Here is a 16,080-nt window from a genome sequence, read left to right on the forward strand (position 1 = left end):
ACCGTGAAGGAGCGGTGCCCGAGGGGCGGGGCGAACGACGCGGTGGCCGGAGATCGCCCGTCCCCGGCCACCGCGTCACCCGGAAAGATCAACTCACAGTGCAGGCAGTCCCGTTGAGCGTGAAGGCGACGGGCGCCGCGCTGTTGCCGCTGTGGTTCGCCTGATAGCCGATGCTCACGCTCGCGTTCGGGGCGATCGTCCCGTCGTACGAGGCGTTGGTGGCCGTCACCGCTCCACTGCTCGGCGCGTACGTGGCGCCCCAGCCGTTGGTGATGGCCTGCCCGGCGGGCAGGGTGAAGCCGAGCCGCCAGCCGTCGACCGGGGTGGTGCCGGTGTTGGTGACGGTCACGGAGGCCGTCAGTCCCGTGCTCCAGGCGCTGGTGGTGGCGGTCACCTTGCAGGTGCCCGGCTGGGGCGGAGGCGTGGAACCCGAGCCGTCGAGGCCGAAGAAGGTCAGCGCCCGGGAGGCCATCCCGTTGGTGTAGAGGTTGTGGCCGACGCCCTGGAGGCTGATCGCCTCTACGGGCGTCTGGTCACCGGTGGAACCGTAGCGGGTGCGGGTCCAGCCGGAGGCGGGGGCGTCGGTGGCGGCCGGGGTCTGGCCGACGCCGAGGACATCGGTCCACTGCTTGATCTCCTCTCCGAAGTTGGGGTACCGCAGCGTCGTGTCGTCGGTGCCGTGCCACAGCTGCATACGCGGCCGGCGCCCGGTGTAGCCGGGGTACGCGGCACGGACCAGGTCGCCCCATTGCTGCGGGGTGCGGGTGACCGTGCCGTTCGCGCAGGCGCTGTTCCACTCGGAGCCGTCGGTGGTGGCGAAGCAACCGAAGGGCACGCCGGAGAAGGCGGCGCCGGCCGCGAAGACGTCCGGGTAGTCGCCGAGCAGGACGTTGGTCATCATCGCGCCGGAGGAGATGCCGGTGGCGAAGATCTTGCCGGTGTCCGCGTCGTAGGTGCGGGTCACCCAGTCGATCATGGACTTGATGCCGACGGGGTCGCTGCCGCCGCCGCGCTTGAGGGCCTGGGGCGAGGAGACGTCGAAGCACTTGCTGGCACGGGTGACCGAGGGGTAGATCACGACGAAGCCCTGGGTGTCGGCGAGTCGGGCCCACTCGGTGCCGTTGTACATGGCGGGCCCGGAGCCGGTGCAGTAGTGCACGGCCACGACGACCGCCGGGTGCGCGGTGACGCTGTTCGGCACGTAGAGGTACATCTGCAGGTTGCTGGGGTTGGCGCCGAAGTTCGTGACCTCGGTGAGGGTGGCGGTGGGGACGGCGGCGCGTTGGGCGGCGGCGCGTTGGGCGGCGGCGGCCGGGGGTGCGGCTGCGGCCGGGGGTGCGGTGAGGGTCACCGCGGCGAGTAAGGGCAGCAGTACGGCGGCCAGCGCCGACAGGATCGCCCGTGGCGGTCGACTCGTGGTCATGCGGGAGCGGGTGCGGGTGCGGGTGGACACGTCCTCGTACTCCGTTCTCGGCGTTCCGGAAAGGTGAGCCACCCCTTCCGGGAATCTCTCGGAACCTCCCGGGAATCTCCCGGAAAGGGGAGGCGTGCGTCCCGCATGGTGACATGGACACAACCACCATGGAAGCGCTCCCACACCACTTGCCGCGGCCGGATCCGGACAAGGCGCCGCAGCCCGCCGCCCGGACGGAATCGTTCTGCGCAAAGCGTTGACGCAGAAAGCGCTTACCCCCTACGGTCCGTTCAGCGACGTGACCGAGAGGCCTCCCCATGGGGTCAAACGGTCACAATAGCTCCGCGCAGTGCTCAACATGGCGAACATCGTTCACATACACGATCACGCACGCTGTCGAAGGGACGCACCCGCATGCGTACTCGCCCCCCACGTACACACGCGCAAAGATCCACGGCAGTGACGGCCGCGGCGGCCGCCCTCGCCGCCGTCACCGTCCTCGTCCTGCCTCAGTCCGCCTCGGCGGCGGAGTCCTCACCGGTCGGGTTCGGTGCCGGCACCACCGGCGGCGGCAGTGCCTCCGCGACGACCGTCACGACGCTGTCGGCGTTCAAGTCGGCCGTGACCGGAAGCACCTCGAAGGTCGTCAGGGTCAGTGGCCTGATCTCCCTGAGCGGCCAGGTGGACGTCGGCTCCAACACCACGGTGCTCGGCGTCGGTTCGTCGTCCGGGTTCACCGGAGGCGGACTGCGGCTGAAGAACGCCACGAACGTGATCGTCCGCAACCTGAACATCAGCAAGGCCGTCGGCACGGACGCCATCACGGTCCAGAAGTCGACCAAGGTGTGGATCGACCACAACTCCCTGTCCTCCGACCGCGACCACGGCAAGGACTACTACGACGGCCTGGTCGACATCACCCACGCGTCCGACTACGTGACCGTCTCCTGGAACACCTTCAAGGACCACTACAAGGGTTCCCTGGTCGGTCACAGCGACAACAACGCGAGCGAGGACACCGGGCACCTGCGGGTGACGTACCACCACAACTGGTTCGACAACGTCAACTCCCGCATTCCGAGCCTGCGTTTCGGCACCGGGCACTTCTACGACAACTACGTCGTCGGCGCCGAGACCGCCGTTCACTCCCGCATGGGCGCGCAGATGCTCGTCGAGAACAACGTCTTCCGCTCCACCCAGGTCGCCGTCACCACCAGCCGCGACAGCGACGAGGACGGTCACGCCAACCTCAGGGGCAACGACCTGGGCGGCGCCACGACCGAGATCTCGCAGGTCGGGACCTTCACCAGCCCGCCCTACAGCTACACCGCCGAGCCGGCCTCCTCCGTCGTCGCCTCGGTGACCGGCGGCGCGGGCGCCGGAAAGCTCTGACCCGTCGGAAAGCTCCGACTCCACCCCCCATCCGGAAGAAGGCATCGGGACATGACTTCACCAGCTTCCTTACGCGCCCGCAGGCGCGCGCTGACCGGCGCCCTGGCCGCGCTCGGGCTCACGTCTGTCATGATCATGATAGACGGGGCCGCCCCGGCGAACGCCGCGACCTGGCCGACCGCCAACGGCAGCCAGGCCGTCACCGCCACCATCTCGATCTCCGGCACCAAGGACTACGGGATGAAGCGCCTCTACGGCAGCGGAGACCTGGGCACCGGCGGCCAGAGCGAGAGCCAGGACCCGATCCTGGACCTGGCGGCCGGCGCCGTCCTGAAGAACGTCATCATCGGCGCGCCCGCCGCGGACGGCATCCACTGCGAGGGCAGCTGCACGCTGCAGAACGTGTGGTGGGAGGACGTCGGCGAGGACGCGGCGACGTTCCGGGGCTCCTCGTCCTCCAACGTGTACACCGTCTCCGGCGGCGGCGCGAAGGAGGCCAGCGACAAGGTCTTCCAGTTCAACGGCGCCGGCACGCTCAACGTCTCGAACTTCGCCGTGCAGAACTTCGGCAAGCTGGTGCGCAGCTGCGGCAACTGCAAGACGCAGTACAAGCGGACCATCAACCTCAACACCATCGAGGCCACCTACAAGGGCAGCGCGCTCGTCGGCATCAACACCAACTACGGCGACAGCGCCACCCTGAAGAAGATCACCATCGTCGGTGACAGCGGCAAGAAGATCGTGCCCTGCCAGAAGTACATCGGCAACAACACGGGCGCGGAGCCGCCGAAGAACGGTTCGGGCCCGGACGGGACGTACTGCAAGTACGCGAGCTCGGACATCACCTACAAGTAGTCCCCCCACGGTGGATCAGGCCGTACGAAGCACACCCGCGGCGCGGCGCTTCGTACGGCCGCCGTGTCAGGCACCCATGTCCCGGGTGATCTGCCGCTGGTAGTCCGCGTACGCGACGCGCAGGGCCGCTCCCGGCCAGTCGGCGGGGAGGAGCGCGGCGGGCAGCACGGGGTCCGTCAGCAGATGGCGTACGACCGCGGCGAAGGCCGCGAACACGTCCGCGGGCCGGTCCGCCCGGACGATGTGGGCCAGCAGGGCGCGGGCGGTGGCGGCCCAGGTGTCCAACGGCCACAGCCGTTCGGCCAGTTCACCCGCCGGGCGGTCGGGGCGGGCGGTGCCGGTCTCGGCCACCGCCGCCAGGTCGTCCGGCAGCGGGCGCAGGAGGTTGGCGGGACGCAGCCACACCCCCTCCCGCAGTTCCGCCAGCCGCAGCGCGGTGAGGCGGGCACGCAGCTCGGCGCGTTCGGCGGGGCCGCGGCCCGTCGCCGTGACCACCACCATCTCCCACTGGCCGTTCCACGCGCGCGTGCCGGCCTCCACCGCCTCGTCCTGCCGGCGCTGGCGGGCCAGCAGACGGTCGCTGAGCCGGTAGACGGAGTCCTCGGAGCGCCGCAGGTCACCGGCGGTGACCATGCGGCTGAGCGCGGCACGCAGCGTGGAGCCGCCCACGCCGAAGGGCTCCACCGCCCGGACGAGGTCCTTGACCGCGAGCTCCGGCGGGTGCGTGCCCAGCAGCAGGCTCAGCACGACCGACCTCGCGGACAGCGGCCGCAGATCGACCTCGCCGGACTTCTCCGAGACGTTCACGCGCATGGGAACGTACTCTACGGGCGCCTTCTTGTTGCATCATTGCTGCGGACGCAGGAAAGATGCAACATGACGGCATGGTCTCGACACCCGTTCCCGCGCGGCCGCAGCCGCAGTACGCCACGCACGACGTCACCAACCAGCCGCCTCCCCTGACCCCGTACGACGCCTCCGAGGACACCGCCCTGCTGGAGGGGCTGCGCCGTGAGGGTGCCGGCTGGGCCGAGGAGGGCGTGCGGCGGCTGGGGCTGCGGGCCGGCAGCGCGGAAGCGCAGGAGTGGGCGGAACTGGCCAATGTCCACGAGCCGGTGCTGCGGACGCACGACCGGTACGGCAACCGGATCGACGAGGTGGACTTCCACCCCGCGTGGCACCACCTGATGCGGGCCGCCGTCGCCGAGGGGCTGGCCGGGGCGCCGTGGGCGGACGCGCGGCCCGGTGCGCACGTCGCCCGGACCGCGGGCGGACTGGTGTGGGGGCACACCGACGCGGGACACGGCTGCCCGACGTCGATGACCTACGCGGCCGTCCCGGCCCTTCGCGCCCAGCCGGACCTGGCCGAGGTCTACGAACCCCTGCTCACCGCCCGCGAGTACGACCCCACGCTACGGGTGCCGACCGAGAAGCCCGGCCTGCTCGCCGGCATGGGGATGACCGAGAAGCAGGGCGGCTCCGACGTCCGTACGAACACGACGACGGCGTGGCCGACCGCCGAGCCCGGCGTGTACCAGCTGCGCGGGCACAAGTGGTTCACCTCGGCGCCCATGTGCGACGTGTTCCTCGTCCTCGCGCAGGCCCCGGAGGGGCTCTCCTGCTTCCTGGTGCCGCGCATCCTTCCCGACGGCAGCCGTAACACCTTCCGCATCCAGCGGCTCAAGGACAAACTCGGCAACCGCTCCAACGCCTCCTCCGAGCCGGAGTTCGACGGGACCGTGGCCTGGCTGGTGGGGCCCGAGGGCCGGGGCGTCAAGACGATCATCGAGATGGTCAACTGCACCCGTCTGGACTGCGTGATGATGTCGGCCACGCTGATGCGCAAGACGCTGGTCGAGGCCGGCCACCACGTGCGCCACCGCAGCGCGTTCGGGGCGCGGCTGATCGACCAGCCGCTGATGCGCAACGTTCTGGCCGATCTCGCGCTGGAGTCGGAGGCCGCCACCACGCTCACCCTGCGGCTGGCCGGGGCGGCCGACCGGGCGGTCCGCGGGGACGCCGCCGAGACGGCCTTCCGGCGGATCGCCACGGCCGTGGGCAAGTACTGGGTCACCAAGCGGGGCCCCGCTTTCACCGCGGAGGCCCTGGAGTGCCTGGGCGGCAACGGCTACGTCGAGGAGTCGGGCATGCCCCGCCACTACCGCGAGGCGCCGCTGCTGTCGATCTGGGAGGGCTCGGGGAACGTCAACGCCCTGGACGTGCTGCGGGCGCTGCGCCGGGAGCCCGGCACCGCGCAGGCCCTCTTCGACGAACTCGCCCTGGCCCGGGGCGCGGACGCCCGGCTGGACGCCACCGTGGTCCGCCTGGAAGGGCTCCTGACCACCGGCTCCGAGGCCGGCGCGCGCCGCCTGGTGGAGCTCATGGCGCTGGCCCTGCAAGCCTCTCTACTGGTCCGGCACGCACCGCACGCCGTCGCCGACGCGTTCTGCGCCACCCGGCTGGGCGGCGACTGGGGACACGCCTTCGGCACACTGCCCGACGCCGCGGACCTGGACGCGATCCTGGAGCGGGCCCTGCCGGACGGCCGGTCGCCCTTGCCATAGGCGAGATCTGCGCACAGTGACCCCCCGATCCCGCTCCGTTGTCAGTGGCGTGGTGCAGACTCACGAGCAGTTGGCGCTTCGCCTGGGGGAGGAAACGTGTTCACGGGGATCGACGAGGTCGACTGGGCCTCGCTGAGGCACGCGTACGGCAGCGCGGAGGACGTGCCCGGACTGCTGAGGGGCCTGGCCTCGGCCGATCCGGCCGAGCGGGAGACCGCGCTCGACGGCATGTACGGGGCGGTCCACCACCAGGGCGACGTGTACGACTCGACGCTGGCGTCCCTTCCGTTCCTGCTAGCCCTCGTGGCGAGCGAGACGGTGCCCGAGCGGGGCGGCATCGTGGACCTGCTGGTCAGCATCGGGCAGGAGGGCGAGGAGCGGGTCGGCGACGACACCCGCGCCATGGCCCGCGCCGCGGTCCGCGCGGGCGCCGAGGTCTTCGTACGGCTGACCCGGGACCCCGACGCGGAGGTGCGGCGCGCGGCGGCGGGCGCGCTCGTGAGGTTCCTCGACGCACCCGCGCGCGTGCTGGGGCTGTTGCGGGAGCGGCTCACCGTGGAGCGGGACGACCGGGTCCTGCTCGCCCTCGCCGAGGCCCTCGGGGTGTTCGCCCGCCGCCACCCCGGGCAGGCGGCCGGGGCGGTGGAGCTGCTGGCGGCCCAGAGCGCGCCCCCGTTCGGGCCCGGGCTGCGGCTGGCCGCCCTCGGGCAGCTCGCGGACTGCGCCCCCGACCGGCTCCCCGAGGACCTGGTGCCCACCGTCGTACGACTGCTCGGGGAGCGCTCGAAGCGACGGCCGTGCCGGACCGGGGAGCCGGACCGGCCGGAGACGGACACGCTCGTCGGCCGGCTGCGGCGGCTGCGCCCCTCCGACGAGGAGGGCTCGCAGCTGCTGCGGACCCTGCACAGCGCGCTCGGTGGCCGGGTGGAGGAGCGGATCGCCCTGCTGCTGGGGCAGTTGAGCAGTCCGGACGCGACCGACCGTTGCAACGCGGTGTGGATGTCCATGGGGCTGTTCCGCGAGTGGCGCGCCGACTACCGCGCACCGGTGGAGCTGATCGGCGCGCAACTCGCCGCGGGCGACGACCGGTTGCGGGAGGCGGCGCTGTCCGTTCTCGAAGGCCTGCTCGACCTGGCCGCCCCGGCCGCGGACCACCTGCACACCCTGGTCGTCTCCCGACCGGACCTGTGGGTGCGGCAGTGGGAGTACGGGGCGCCGACCCTGGGCACCGCGCTCAAGTCCCTCGCCCTGTGCGGGGATCCGCGGGCGACGCCGGTGCTGGCTCAGCTGCTGGCCGGGCCGGTCGTGCCGAACGAACTGGGACGCGTGGCCGTCGAACTGGGCACCGCGGCGCGTCCGCTGGCACCGGCCCTGCGGACGAGACTCGGGCAAGTTGCGCTCGACTCCCCCGAGACGTACGACCGGGCGGCACCGCTGCTGTGGGCCCTTCAGGCGCTCGGGGACGTGGAGTCGGTACCGCAGGTGCTGCGCCTGCTGCTGGGCATGCCGGACGGCCTGCGGTCGCGGGAGGCGGTGGTGGAGTCGGCGGTCCGCGCGCTGGGGGCGTTCGGCGAGGCGGCGGGTGAGGCGGCGCCCGTGCTGCGGGGCCTGCTGGACACCGGGCCGGCGGTCGCGGCCGCGGCGGCACTGTGGGCGGTGGAGGGCGACGCGGCCGCCGTGCTGCCGGTGCTGCTGCGGGAGTTGCGGGGCGAGCGGCGCGGGCGAGCGGTGGCGGCCGAGGCGCTGGGGCGGCTCGGTCCGGCGGGCCGTCCCGCCCTGGCCGACCTGCGCCGCATGGCGGCGACCGACGACCTGTGGCAGCGGACGTCGGCGGCGTGCGCCCTGTGGCGGATCGGCGGGGACGACGAGACCGACGTCGCCGCTCCCGTGCTGCGGACGGCCTGGGCGGCGAACCCGCACACCCGGCCCACCGTGGCGGAGTGCGTCACCGAACTGGGCCCGGTGGCCGCGCCCCTGCACGATCTGCTGCGCGCGGAACTGGCCTCCCCCCGGCGCCACCAGGCGTCCCTCGACGGCTACGGCAGCCACGACATCGCCGACGACGTGCGCCTGCTACGGCTGTGCCGGGAAGGGGTGAGAGCCGGCTAGGGAGCGCGCACCCCGGACGCCCGTCCGCTGGGCGGCGGGCCGCCGCGGCCGGGTGAGCCGGGGCGGCCGGGTGAGCCGGGGCGGCGTCACCTCGTCTTGCGTCCCCACAAGGGCCCGAAGCGGGCCCACTCGGTGTCCCACAGGTCCAGGCGCCTGCGTTCCAGTCGGCCGCACAGCACCCGTCCGCCGACGAGAGGGACCGCAGCGGCGCTGATGCCGACCAGGACGCCGATGAGGGAGGCCCGTACATGGGCCTGCGTGACGCTCGCGGGCCGGGTGACCAGGTGGCCCTGCGGGTCCGACCAGATGGGGACCGCGGTGCCGGCCGGGCTGCCGGGGCGGACCCGGACCTGGCCGGTGTGCCGACTGCCGTCCGGAGCGGTCCAGCGGACGTTGCCCCACACCTGGTCGCCGCTCGCCGTCCGGGAGTTGGCGGTGGCCTTGCCGGGGGCCTTCGCGGTCAGCACCGCGTCGACGCGGTGCCATTCGGCGCGCTCGCGGGCCAGTCCGCTCTCCACGGACTGGGTGGCCGCCAGACCGGCCAGCACCCCGGCGACCACGGTGACCAGCCAGGCGCCGAGCACGACCCAGGCCTCCACCGTGTCGGTGGGGCGTTTCAGCGGGTTGCGCCGCCAGCGCCACAGCCACACCCTCGGACCACGGAACGCCATAGAAGGCAGCCTCCTCATGAGCACATGACCATCCCCGATCCCCCTCCCTTACGGGCGGGGATCCCCGGATGCTCAGGCGGGTACCCCGACTCGACGGTCGCACGGGTGCCCGATGCGCGCGGCCCACTTCGCGAAAGAGTCCGAAAGATCGCCCTGCCGAGCCGCCCGGGCCGCGCTGAACTGCGGCGATGCCGTCTCCAGAGGTGACTGTCAGTGGCTGGGTGCAGACTGGCCGATGTCGTGGACGAAGACGTCGCGGAGGTGATCGGCATGACCGAGGTACTGCTCGCCGTGGGCACGCGCAAAGGCCTCTTCATCGGGCGCAGGCGGGGTGGCTCCTGGGAGTTCGACGAGAGTCCCTACTTCAACGCGCAGGCCGTGTACTCGATCGCGATCGACACCCGGGGCGGGCGTCCCCGGCTGCTGGCCGGCGGTGACAGCGCCCACTGGGGCCCGTCGGTGTTCCACTCCGACGACCTGGGCCGCAGCTGGACCGAACCGGCCCGCCCGGCCGTGAAGTTCCCCAAGGACACGGGAGCGTCGCTGGAGCGGGTGTGGCAGCTGCACCCGGCGGCCGCGGAGGAGGACGTGGTCTACGCGGGCACGGAGCCGGCCGCGCTGTACCGCTCGGAGGACCGCGGGGAGACCTTCGAGCTGATCCGCCCCCTGTGGGAGCACCCGACCCGTTCCCAGTGGGTGCCCGGCGGTGGCGGCGAGGGGCTGCACACCGTGCTCACCGACCAGCGCGACCCACGGGCCGTGACGGTCGCGGTGTCGACGGCCGGAGTGTTCCGGACCACCGACGGCGGCGCGAGCTGGACGCCGTCCAACTCCGGTGTCTCGGCGGTGTTCCTGCCCGATCCCAACCCGGAGTTCGGTCAGTGCGTGCACAAGGTCGCCCGGGACGCCGCCGACCCCGACCGGCTGTACCTGCAGAACCACTGGGGTGTGTACAGGAGCGACGACGCGGGCGCGCACTGGACCGACATCGGCGAGGGGCTGCCGTCCACCTTCGGCTTCGCGGTGGCCGCCCACCCCCACCGCGGGGACACGGCGTACGTCTTCCCGATCAACGCCGACTCCGACCGGGTGCCGGCCGACCACCGCTGCCGGGTGTTCCGCACGGCGGACGCCGGCAAGAGCTGGGAGCCGCTGTCGGCGGGCCTGCCCGCGCAGGACCACTACGGCACGGTGCTGCGCGACGCCCTGTGCACGGACGACGCCGACCCGGCGGGCGTGTACTTCGGCAACCGCAACGGCGAGGTGTTCGCCTCGGCCGACGACGGCGACAGCTGGCGGCAGTTGGCGTCGCATCTGCCGGATGTGCTGTGTGTGCGGGCCGCGGTGGTCGGATGAGCCGGGCGGGGGGAGCGCACGGCCTTGGCCACCGGTTGATCTCCGCTGCCCGTCCGGCAGTAGGGTGACGCCCGTGGCACCACGACCGTTGCATGAAATCGTCGAAGCGGGCTGGGCGCAGGCCCTGGAACCCGTCGCCGGACGGATCGCCGAGATGGGGGACTTCCTGCGCGCGGAGATCGCCGCGGGGCGTACCTACCTTCCGGCCGGAGCGAATGTCCTGCGGGCCTTCAAGCAGCCCTTCGACGAGGTACGCGTCCTGATCGTCGGGCAGGACCCGTATCCGACCCCGGGACACGCGGTGGGCCTGTCCTTCTCGGTGGCACCGGACGTGCGGCCGCTGCCGGGCAGTCTCATCAACATTTTCCGGGAGCTGAACACCGACCTGGGCCTGCCCCAGCCGTCCAACGGTGATCTCACGCCGTGGACCCGGCAGGGCGTGCTGTTGCTCAACAGGGCGCTGACCACCTCCCCGCGCAAGCCGGGCGCGCATCGCGGCAAGGGCTGGGAGGAGGTCACCGAGCAGGCGATACGGGCCCTGGCCGCCCGAGGGAAACCACTGGTGTCCATCCTGTGGGGCCGCGACGCCCGCAATCTGCGGCCCCTGCTCGGCCGCCTCCCCTCGGTCGAGTCCGCCCACCCCTCCCCTATGTCGGCCGACCGCGGCTTCTTCGGCTCCCGCCCCTTCAGCCGCGCCAACGACCTGCTGATCGGCCAGGGCGGCCAGCCGGTGGACTGGCGTCTGCCGTGACCGGCGGGGACCCGCACGGACCGGAGCCGGAGACGGCCTCCGCCGGGCGGGACGGGGGTGTCGCCGGGGTCCTCGCCGTCGACTCCGGGGGCTCGGGGCTGCGCGTCGCCGTCGCGAGCCCGGAGCGGGCCCCGCTCGCCGAGGCGTCGTCGTCGCTGCCGGTGCGGACCGGGCCACGCGGGATCGACCCCGGGCATCTGATGGAGCAACTGGTGCCCATGGTGCGGACGTTGCTCGCCGAGAGCGGTGTGACCCGGCTGCGGGCGGCGGCCGTCGGGGCCGCCGGGCTCGCCACTTTGGGGGACGGGCTCAGAGCCGAGCTCCCTGGCGCGCTGCGGCGGGAGTTCGGGGTCGGGCGCGTCGCCCTGGCGGCCGACGCGGTCACCGCGTACGTGGGTGCGCTCGGTCCGCGGGCCGGCGCCGTGGTCGCGGCCGGCACGGGACTGATCGCCGTCGGCACCGACCTGACCGGCTGGCGTCGGGCGGACGGCTGGGGCCATCTGCTGGGCGACTGCGGCGGCGGTGCCTGGATCGGGCGGGCCGGGCTGGAGGCGGCGCTGCGCGCGTACGACGGGCGGGCCGGGGGGTCGGCAGCTCTGCGGGCCCGCGCCGAGGGGCTGTTCGGGCCGCTGCCGGGACTGCCGGGCCGGCTCTACCCGCGTCCGGACCGCCCGGCCGTCCTCGCCTCCTTCGCCCCGGAGGTCGCCGCCTGCGCCGAGAGCGATCCCGTGGCGGCGGACATCCTGCGCGAGGCGGCCCGGCACATGGCCGAGTCCGCCGCCGCGGTGTGCCCGTCCGAGGGGCGACCCCGGGTCGCCTTCACGGGCGGCCTGTTCAAGATGGGCGAGTCCCTCCTCGTACCGCTGGAGGAGGCACTGGCCGAGAAGCTGCCGGGGGCGCGGCGGGAGCCGGCCGCCGGCGATCCGCTCACCGGCACCGTGCGCATCGCGGCCGATCTCGCGGCCGGCGATCTCACTCTGCCGAGTGACGCGGCGATGTTGTCTGTGGTGACCGGATAAGCGACCATCCCCGGGCTTCTCCCCATGCTTGGTGATGCGCCCGGTTCGCACTCCGATCACTTCTGATCCGTACGTTACTCATCAGACAAAACCGGACGGATACCGCTCACCTGCACCCTCCCCGAACAGGGGAGCCCAGGAAGCCAGTAACATGCGTCGCCATGAGCTCCCCCACTGGACCCGCGTCCGGCCTGCCAGTACGAATGCCGCGACCTCGCCAGCCCGGGCGGCACCGCCGACCCGAGCCGCTGGCGGCTCCCGAGGGCGCGCCCGCGCTCGTCCTCGCGGTGCCGGGCACTCCCGCCGCTCCCACGCGCAGTCTCGCCGAGGAGGTCGTGAGCATCGCCCGCTCCGAGCTTCCCGGCCTCGACGCGCGGATCGGCTACCTGGACGGGGACGACGCGGAGTTCCCCACGCTCCAGTCCGTGCTCGCGCACGCCGCCGAGGAGCGCTCGGCCCGCTATGAGCAGGCCAAGGCCGCCGGTCTCGACGTCAAGGAGCCGGACGGCCCCGTGGCCGTCGTCGTGCCGCTGCTGGCCGGCCCGGACAGCGCGCTGCTGCGCGTGATCCGCCAGGCCGTCATGGACAGCCGCGTCGCGGCCGACCTGACCGATGTGCTGGGCCCGCACCCGCTGCTCGCCGAGGCGCTGCACGTGCGGCTGTCGGAGGCCGGCCTGGCCCGCGCCGACCGGGCCCGCCTGTTCACGGTGGCGACCGCCGCGGACGGCATCATCCTGGCCTCGGTCGGCGGTGACGAGGCGGTGCAGGCCGCCGGGATCACCGGCATGCTGCTGGCCGCGCGCCTGGCCGTGCCGGTGATGGCCGCGGCCCTGGACCAGGAGGGCGCGATCGCGTCCGTGGCCGAGCAGCTGCGTTCCTCGGGCTCGCAGCAACTGGCGCTGGCGCCGTACCTGATAGGGCCGGAGATCGACCCGGGTCTGATCGAGGAGGCGGCCAGGGAGGCGGGCTGCTCCGCCGCCGAGGCGCTCGGCCCGTACCCGGCGATCGGCAAGCTCGCGCTGGCCAAGTACACGACGGCCCTGGGCATCGCCCCGCAGCAGCCGCAGGGTGCGCCGGCCCGCTGACCCGACACGCACGGCACGACCGTACGAACGCCGCAGGGCCCGCTCCGGGATTCGGAGCGGGCCCTGCGGCTCTGTGCCGAGCTGTGCCGGGCTGTACCGGGCTCAGGCGAAGACGACGCACGAGGCAGCGGGGACCTTCACCGCGCCCTCGTAGCGGGGCAGTCCCGTGGCCGGGTCGACGGCGAACCAGGTCACCTCGCCCGAGCGCTCGTTGGCGGCGTAGAGGAAGCCGTGGGACTCGGTGAGGGCCCGGGGCCAGTCGCCGCCGCACGGGACCGTGCCGGCCGGCAGCAGTTCGTCGCCGTCCACGACGAAGGTGGACAGGACGTTTTCGCCCCGGGTGGCCGTCCACACGTAGCGGCCGTCGGGCGAGACGACGATCCCCGAGGGGTAGGCGTCGCCCGCCGGGGCGGTGGGCAGCACCTGGATCTCGGCGAGGGGCTTGAGCGTGCCCGCGTCGGCGTCCCAGTGGCAGACGGTGACGGTCGGGGTGAGTTCGTTGACCACGTACGCGCGCGTGCCGTCCGGGTGGAAGGCGAGGTGGCGCGGGCCCGAGCCGGGGCGCAGAGGGCACTCGCGGTGCAGGTCGAGGGTGCCGCCGTCGAGGGAGCACACACGGACGGAGTCCGTGCCGAGGTCCACGCTGACGGCCCAGCGGCCACTGGGGTCGGGCTGCACCTGGTGGGCGTGCGGTCCTTGCTGACGGCGGGCGTGAGGGCCCGATCCGGTGTGCCGCAGGACGCCGGAGGCGGCGTCGGCGAGGCTGCCGTCCTGGCGGACGGGTACGGCGGAGACGCTGCCGGAGCCGTAGTTGGCGGTGAGGACGTGTCCGGCGAAGACGCTCAGGTGGGTCGGCTCCTGGCCGTCCACCGGGACGGGAGCGCCGGCCCGTTCCAGCCGGTCCCCCCGCACCCGGTACGCGGCCACCGCGCCCTCGGCCGTCTCGCTGACCGCGTAGAGGGTGTCCGCGCCGGGGCCCAGGGCCAGGTAGGACGGGTCGGGCAGGCCGTCGAGGCTGCCGAGAAGGCGCAGGCCGCCGTCGTCCGTCACGGCCGCCGTGACGATGCCGGGGCCTCCCGCCGCCGTGAACGACCCGATGAACGCCCGCAGTCGCCGCCCGCCACCGTCTGTCACCGCTGTCCCCTCTCGGTTGGGTGCCGTCGGAGGCGACCGTAGCAGTCGATCAACCGAGGTCTAGACCAAAGGGGTGGGAAAGGCCGGCGGTCACGCGCCCACCAGCCGTGAGCCCGACGGGGTGCGCAGCGGTGTCGCGAGTTCCGCGAGGGCCCGTTCCAGGCCGTGCAGGTGGGTGAGGGCGGGTTCGGTCACGGGCGGCTCGCCGAGAAGGGCCATGGGGTGCTCGCGCCCGTCTCCGGTCAGCGCCTCGACGGCCGCCTCCACCCTCCAGCAGGCGGCGGCGAGGCGGGCGTCGTGGGAGGCCTCGGGGTCGGCGGCGACCGCGACGAGGCCGCGGATCTCGCGGGCGCAGTCGTCGAGCAGGTCCAGCACCCGGCGGGCGCGCCGCTTGCGGCCCAGCATCGGGTTGAGGGGGTGCACGAGGGGTGCCACGGACAGCCGTACGCGGCCCAGCAGCTGCTCCAGCTCGGCCACCTTCGGCACCGGGTCGGCGCCGAGGACGCCCGCGAGGCGCGCGGCGGCCTCCGCGGTGCAGGCGTGCACGCAGCGCAGGGCGCGCTGGATCCAGGCGTCGGTGGTGGTGTGGGTGGTGACCGGCAGGACGAGGAGCACGGCCAGCGCGGCGCCCAGCGCGCCGACGGCGGTCTCCGCCAGGCGCAGCGCCAGCAGGGCGGGGGTGAGCACGCCCAGCAGCCCGTAGAGCAGCTCGGCGAGCAGGGTCACGCAGAGCATCATCCAGGTGTACGAGACCGCGGCCGAGTAGAAGATCCCGAAGACGCAGACGGCGAGCAGGACGGCCGTGGGGAGGGCCGCTCCGTCCACCGGGACGGCGATCAGGACGCCCAGGCCGATGCCGATCACGGTGCCCAGGACCCGGCGGAAGCCGCGCACCAGGGTCTCGCCGCGCGAGGTGGTGTTGACGAAGACCCACCAGGTGGCACCGACGGCCCAGTACCAGCGCTGCCCGGACACCAACTGGCCGACGAGGAGCGCGAAGCCCGCGCCGGCGGTCGCCTGGACCGCCTGGCGGGTGGTCACCCGGGCCAGCCCGGAGCCCGGCGGCGGGGCGGGCGCCGCGGCCGGGGGCAGGTGGGCCTCGTAGCACCACAGGCCGAAGCGGACGGCCGCGACGGTGAGCACGGACAGGACGACGGCGACGTACAGCTCGGGCAGCTGTCCGGTCGTCGCGTGCAGGAACTGCGCCATGAAGAAGGTCATGAACGCGAACACGCCGAGGCTGTGGCCGCGCGGGCCGAAGCGGCGGGCGTACACGCCGGCGCCGACGACGGTCAGGAAGACGAGGTCGCGGGCGACCGGGTGGGCGTGCAGCTCGGCCGCTGCGGCGAGCACCGGCAGGCCGACGGCGGGCAGCAGCGCGGTGGTGACCGCCTGCCCGCGGACGGTGGCGTCGGAGACGGTGAACAGGGCGAGCAGCGCGGCCAGGCCGCCGGTGACCGTGCCGGGAAGGGAGAGGCCGGCCACGGAGCACAGGACCACGGCCGCCCCGATCCCGGCGACGGCGCGCGCGGCGAACCGCAGCCGCAGCCGCCCCGGGTCCGGAGCCACGAACACCCTCTTCAGCACGCCTACCCGCCCCCTTGGACACCGGCACGAAAAAGGCGCCGCGGGGTCCGCAGCGCCATCGACGGCCTCATTGCAGCATCCGCCGCCCTGCTGGCTCAAGCGGTGCCGATTATGCTGGGCCATTGGCACAGCGACATCGGTCC

13 protein-coding genes are annotated in these 16,080 nt (G+C 73.4%); 8 read left to right on the forward strand and 5 right to left on the reverse strand.

Annotation, left to right across the window (positions count from 1 at the left end; genetic code table 11):
• Positions 1-88: 88 nt before the first annotated feature.
• Positions 89-1,423 (reverse strand): extracellular catalytic domain type 1 short-chain-length polyhydroxyalkanoate depolymerase, encoded by a 1,335-nt coding sequence (locus LN251_RS34110; RefSeq protein ID WP_458248230.1) that lies wholly within the window; start codon positions 1,421-1,423, stop codon positions 89-91.
• A gap of 405 nt (positions 1,424-1,828) precedes the next feature.
• Between LN251_RS34110 and LN251_RS34115 the strand changes: the two genes are divergently transcribed.
• Both LN251_RS34115 and LN251_RS34120 read left to right on the forward strand, forming a co-directional pair.
• The gene (locus LN251_RS34115) at positions 1,829-2,806 is read left to right on the forward strand and encodes a pectate lyase family protein (RefSeq protein ID WP_458248001.1); all 978 of its coding nucleotides are present in this window, start codon (positions 1,829-1,831) and stop codon (positions 2,804-2,806) included.
• Between the two features lie 51 nt (positions 2,807-2,857).
• Positions 2,858-3,661 carry a pectate lyase gene (locus LN251_RS34120; protein WP_458248002.1) on the forward strand — a complete coding sequence of 268 codons (804 nt, stop codon included), beginning with the start codon at positions 2,858-2,860 and terminating at the stop codon, positions 3,659-3,661.
• A gap of 66 nt (positions 3,662-3,727) precedes the next feature.
• Here the strand turns inward: LN251_RS34120 and LN251_RS34125 are convergent, their stop codons facing one another.
• Entirely contained in the window at positions 3,728-4,474 is a 747-nt protein-coding gene (locus LN251_RS34125; protein ID WP_458248003.1) for a PaaX family transcriptional regulator C-terminal domain-containing protein, read from the reverse strand.
• A 71-nt stretch (positions 4,475-4,545) separates the two neighbouring features.
• Here LN251_RS34125 and LN251_RS34130 point away from each other — a divergent pair, with 71 nt between their 5' ends.
• Both LN251_RS34130 and LN251_RS34135 read left to right on the forward strand, forming a co-directional pair.
• Positions 4,546-6,225 (forward strand): DNA alkylation response protein, encoded by a 1,680-nt coding sequence (locus LN251_RS34130; RefSeq protein WP_458248004.1) that lies wholly within the window; start codon positions 4,546-4,548, stop codon positions 6,223-6,225.
• A gap of 96 nt (positions 6,226-6,321) precedes the next feature.
• Entirely contained in the window at positions 6,322-8,334 is a 2,013-nt protein-coding gene (locus LN251_RS34135) for a HEAT repeat domain-containing protein (protein ID WP_458248005.1), read from the forward strand.
• A gap of 86 nt (positions 8,335-8,420) precedes the next feature.
• Here the strand turns inward: LN251_RS34135 and LN251_RS34140 are convergent, their stop codons facing one another.
• Positions 8,421-9,005: an Rv1733c family protein gene (locus LN251_RS34140; protein WP_458248006.1), complete on the reverse strand. Its 585-nt coding sequence runs from the start codon at positions 9,003-9,005 to the stop codon at positions 8,421-8,423.
• 270 nt (positions 9,006-9,275) lie between these two features.
• On the opposite strand from LN251_RS34140, the gene LN251_RS34145 reads away from it, so the two are divergent.
• From LN251_RS34145 to LN251_RS34160, 4 genes are all read left to right on the forward strand, one after another.
• On the forward strand, positions 9,276-10,361 hold the full coding sequence (locus LN251_RS34145) for a WD40/YVTN/BNR-like repeat-containing protein (RefSeq protein ID WP_458248007.1): 1,086 nt from the start codon (positions 9,276-9,278) through the stop codon (positions 10,359-10,361).
• A 73-nt stretch (positions 10,362-10,434) separates the two neighbouring features.
• Positions 10,435-11,112: a uracil-DNA glycosylase gene (locus LN251_RS34150; RefSeq protein ID WP_458248008.1), complete on the forward strand. Its 678-nt coding sequence runs from the start codon at positions 10,435-10,437 to the stop codon at positions 11,110-11,112.
• Positions 11,109-12,131: an N-acetylglucosamine kinase gene (locus tag LN251_RS34155; RefSeq protein ID WP_458248009.1), complete on the forward strand. Its 1,023-nt coding sequence runs from the start codon at positions 11,109-11,111 to the stop codon at positions 12,129-12,131. The genes LN251_RS34150 and LN251_RS34155 overlap by 4 nt, the downstream gene beginning before the upstream one ends.
• 161 nt (positions 12,132-12,292) lie before the next feature.
• Positions 12,293-13,216: a sirohydrochlorin chelatase gene (locus tag LN251_RS34160; protein ID WP_383671154.1), complete on the forward strand. Its 924-nt coding sequence runs from the start codon at positions 12,293-12,295 to the stop codon at positions 13,214-13,216.
• A 102-nt stretch (positions 13,217-13,318) separates the two neighbouring features.
• On the opposite strand, the gene LN251_RS34165 is transcribed toward LN251_RS34160, so the two are convergent.
• The gene (locus tag LN251_RS34165) at positions 13,319-14,350 is read right to left on the reverse strand and encodes a lactonase family protein (RefSeq protein ID WP_458248010.1); all 1,032 of its coding nucleotides are present in this window, start codon (positions 14,348-14,350) and stop codon (positions 13,319-13,321) included.
• Positions 14,351-14,440: 90 nt separating this feature from the next.
• Positions 14,441-15,937 carry an FUSC family protein gene (locus tag LN251_RS34170; RefSeq protein ID WP_458248011.1) on the reverse strand — a complete coding sequence of 499 codons (1,497 nt, stop codon included), beginning with the start codon at positions 15,935-15,937 and terminating at the stop codon, positions 14,441-14,443.
• Positions 15,938-16,080: the final 143 nt, after the last annotated feature.

It is taken from the genome of Streptomyces sp. MAI_2237, from assembly GCF_054189285.1.

Coding starts and splice junctions, on each gene's coding strand:
- LN251_RS34115 (WP_458248001.1), top strand. CDS start 1,829: ATGCGTACTCGCCCCCCACGTACACACGCGCAAAGATCCACGGCAGTG.
- LN251_RS34145 (WP_458248007.1), top strand. CDS start 9,276: ATGACCGAGGTACTGCTCGCCGTGGGCACGCGCAAAGGCCTCTTCATC.
- LN251_RS34120 (WP_458248002.1), top strand. CDS start 2,858: ATGACTTCACCAGCTTCCTTACGCGCCCGCAGGCGCGCGCTGACCGGC.
- LN251_RS34125 (WP_458248003.1), bottom strand. CDS start 4,474: ATGCGCGTGAACGTCTCGGAGAAGTCCGGCGAGGTCGATCTGCGGCCG.
- LN251_RS34160 (WP_383671154.1), top strand. CDS start 12,293: ATGAGCTCCCCCACTGGACCCGCGTCCGGCCTGCCAGTACGAATGCCG.
- LN251_RS34130 (WP_458248004.1), top strand. CDS start 4,546: ATGGTCTCGACACCCGTTCCCGCGCGGCCGCAGCCGCAGTACGCCACG.
- LN251_RS34110 (WP_458248230.1), bottom strand. CDS start 1,423: ATGACCACGAGTCGACCGCCACGGGCGATCCTGTCGGCGCTGGCCGCC.
- LN251_RS34140 (WP_458248006.1), bottom strand. CDS start 9,005: ATGGCGTTCCGTGGTCCGAGGGTGTGGCTGTGGCGCTGGCGGCGCAAC.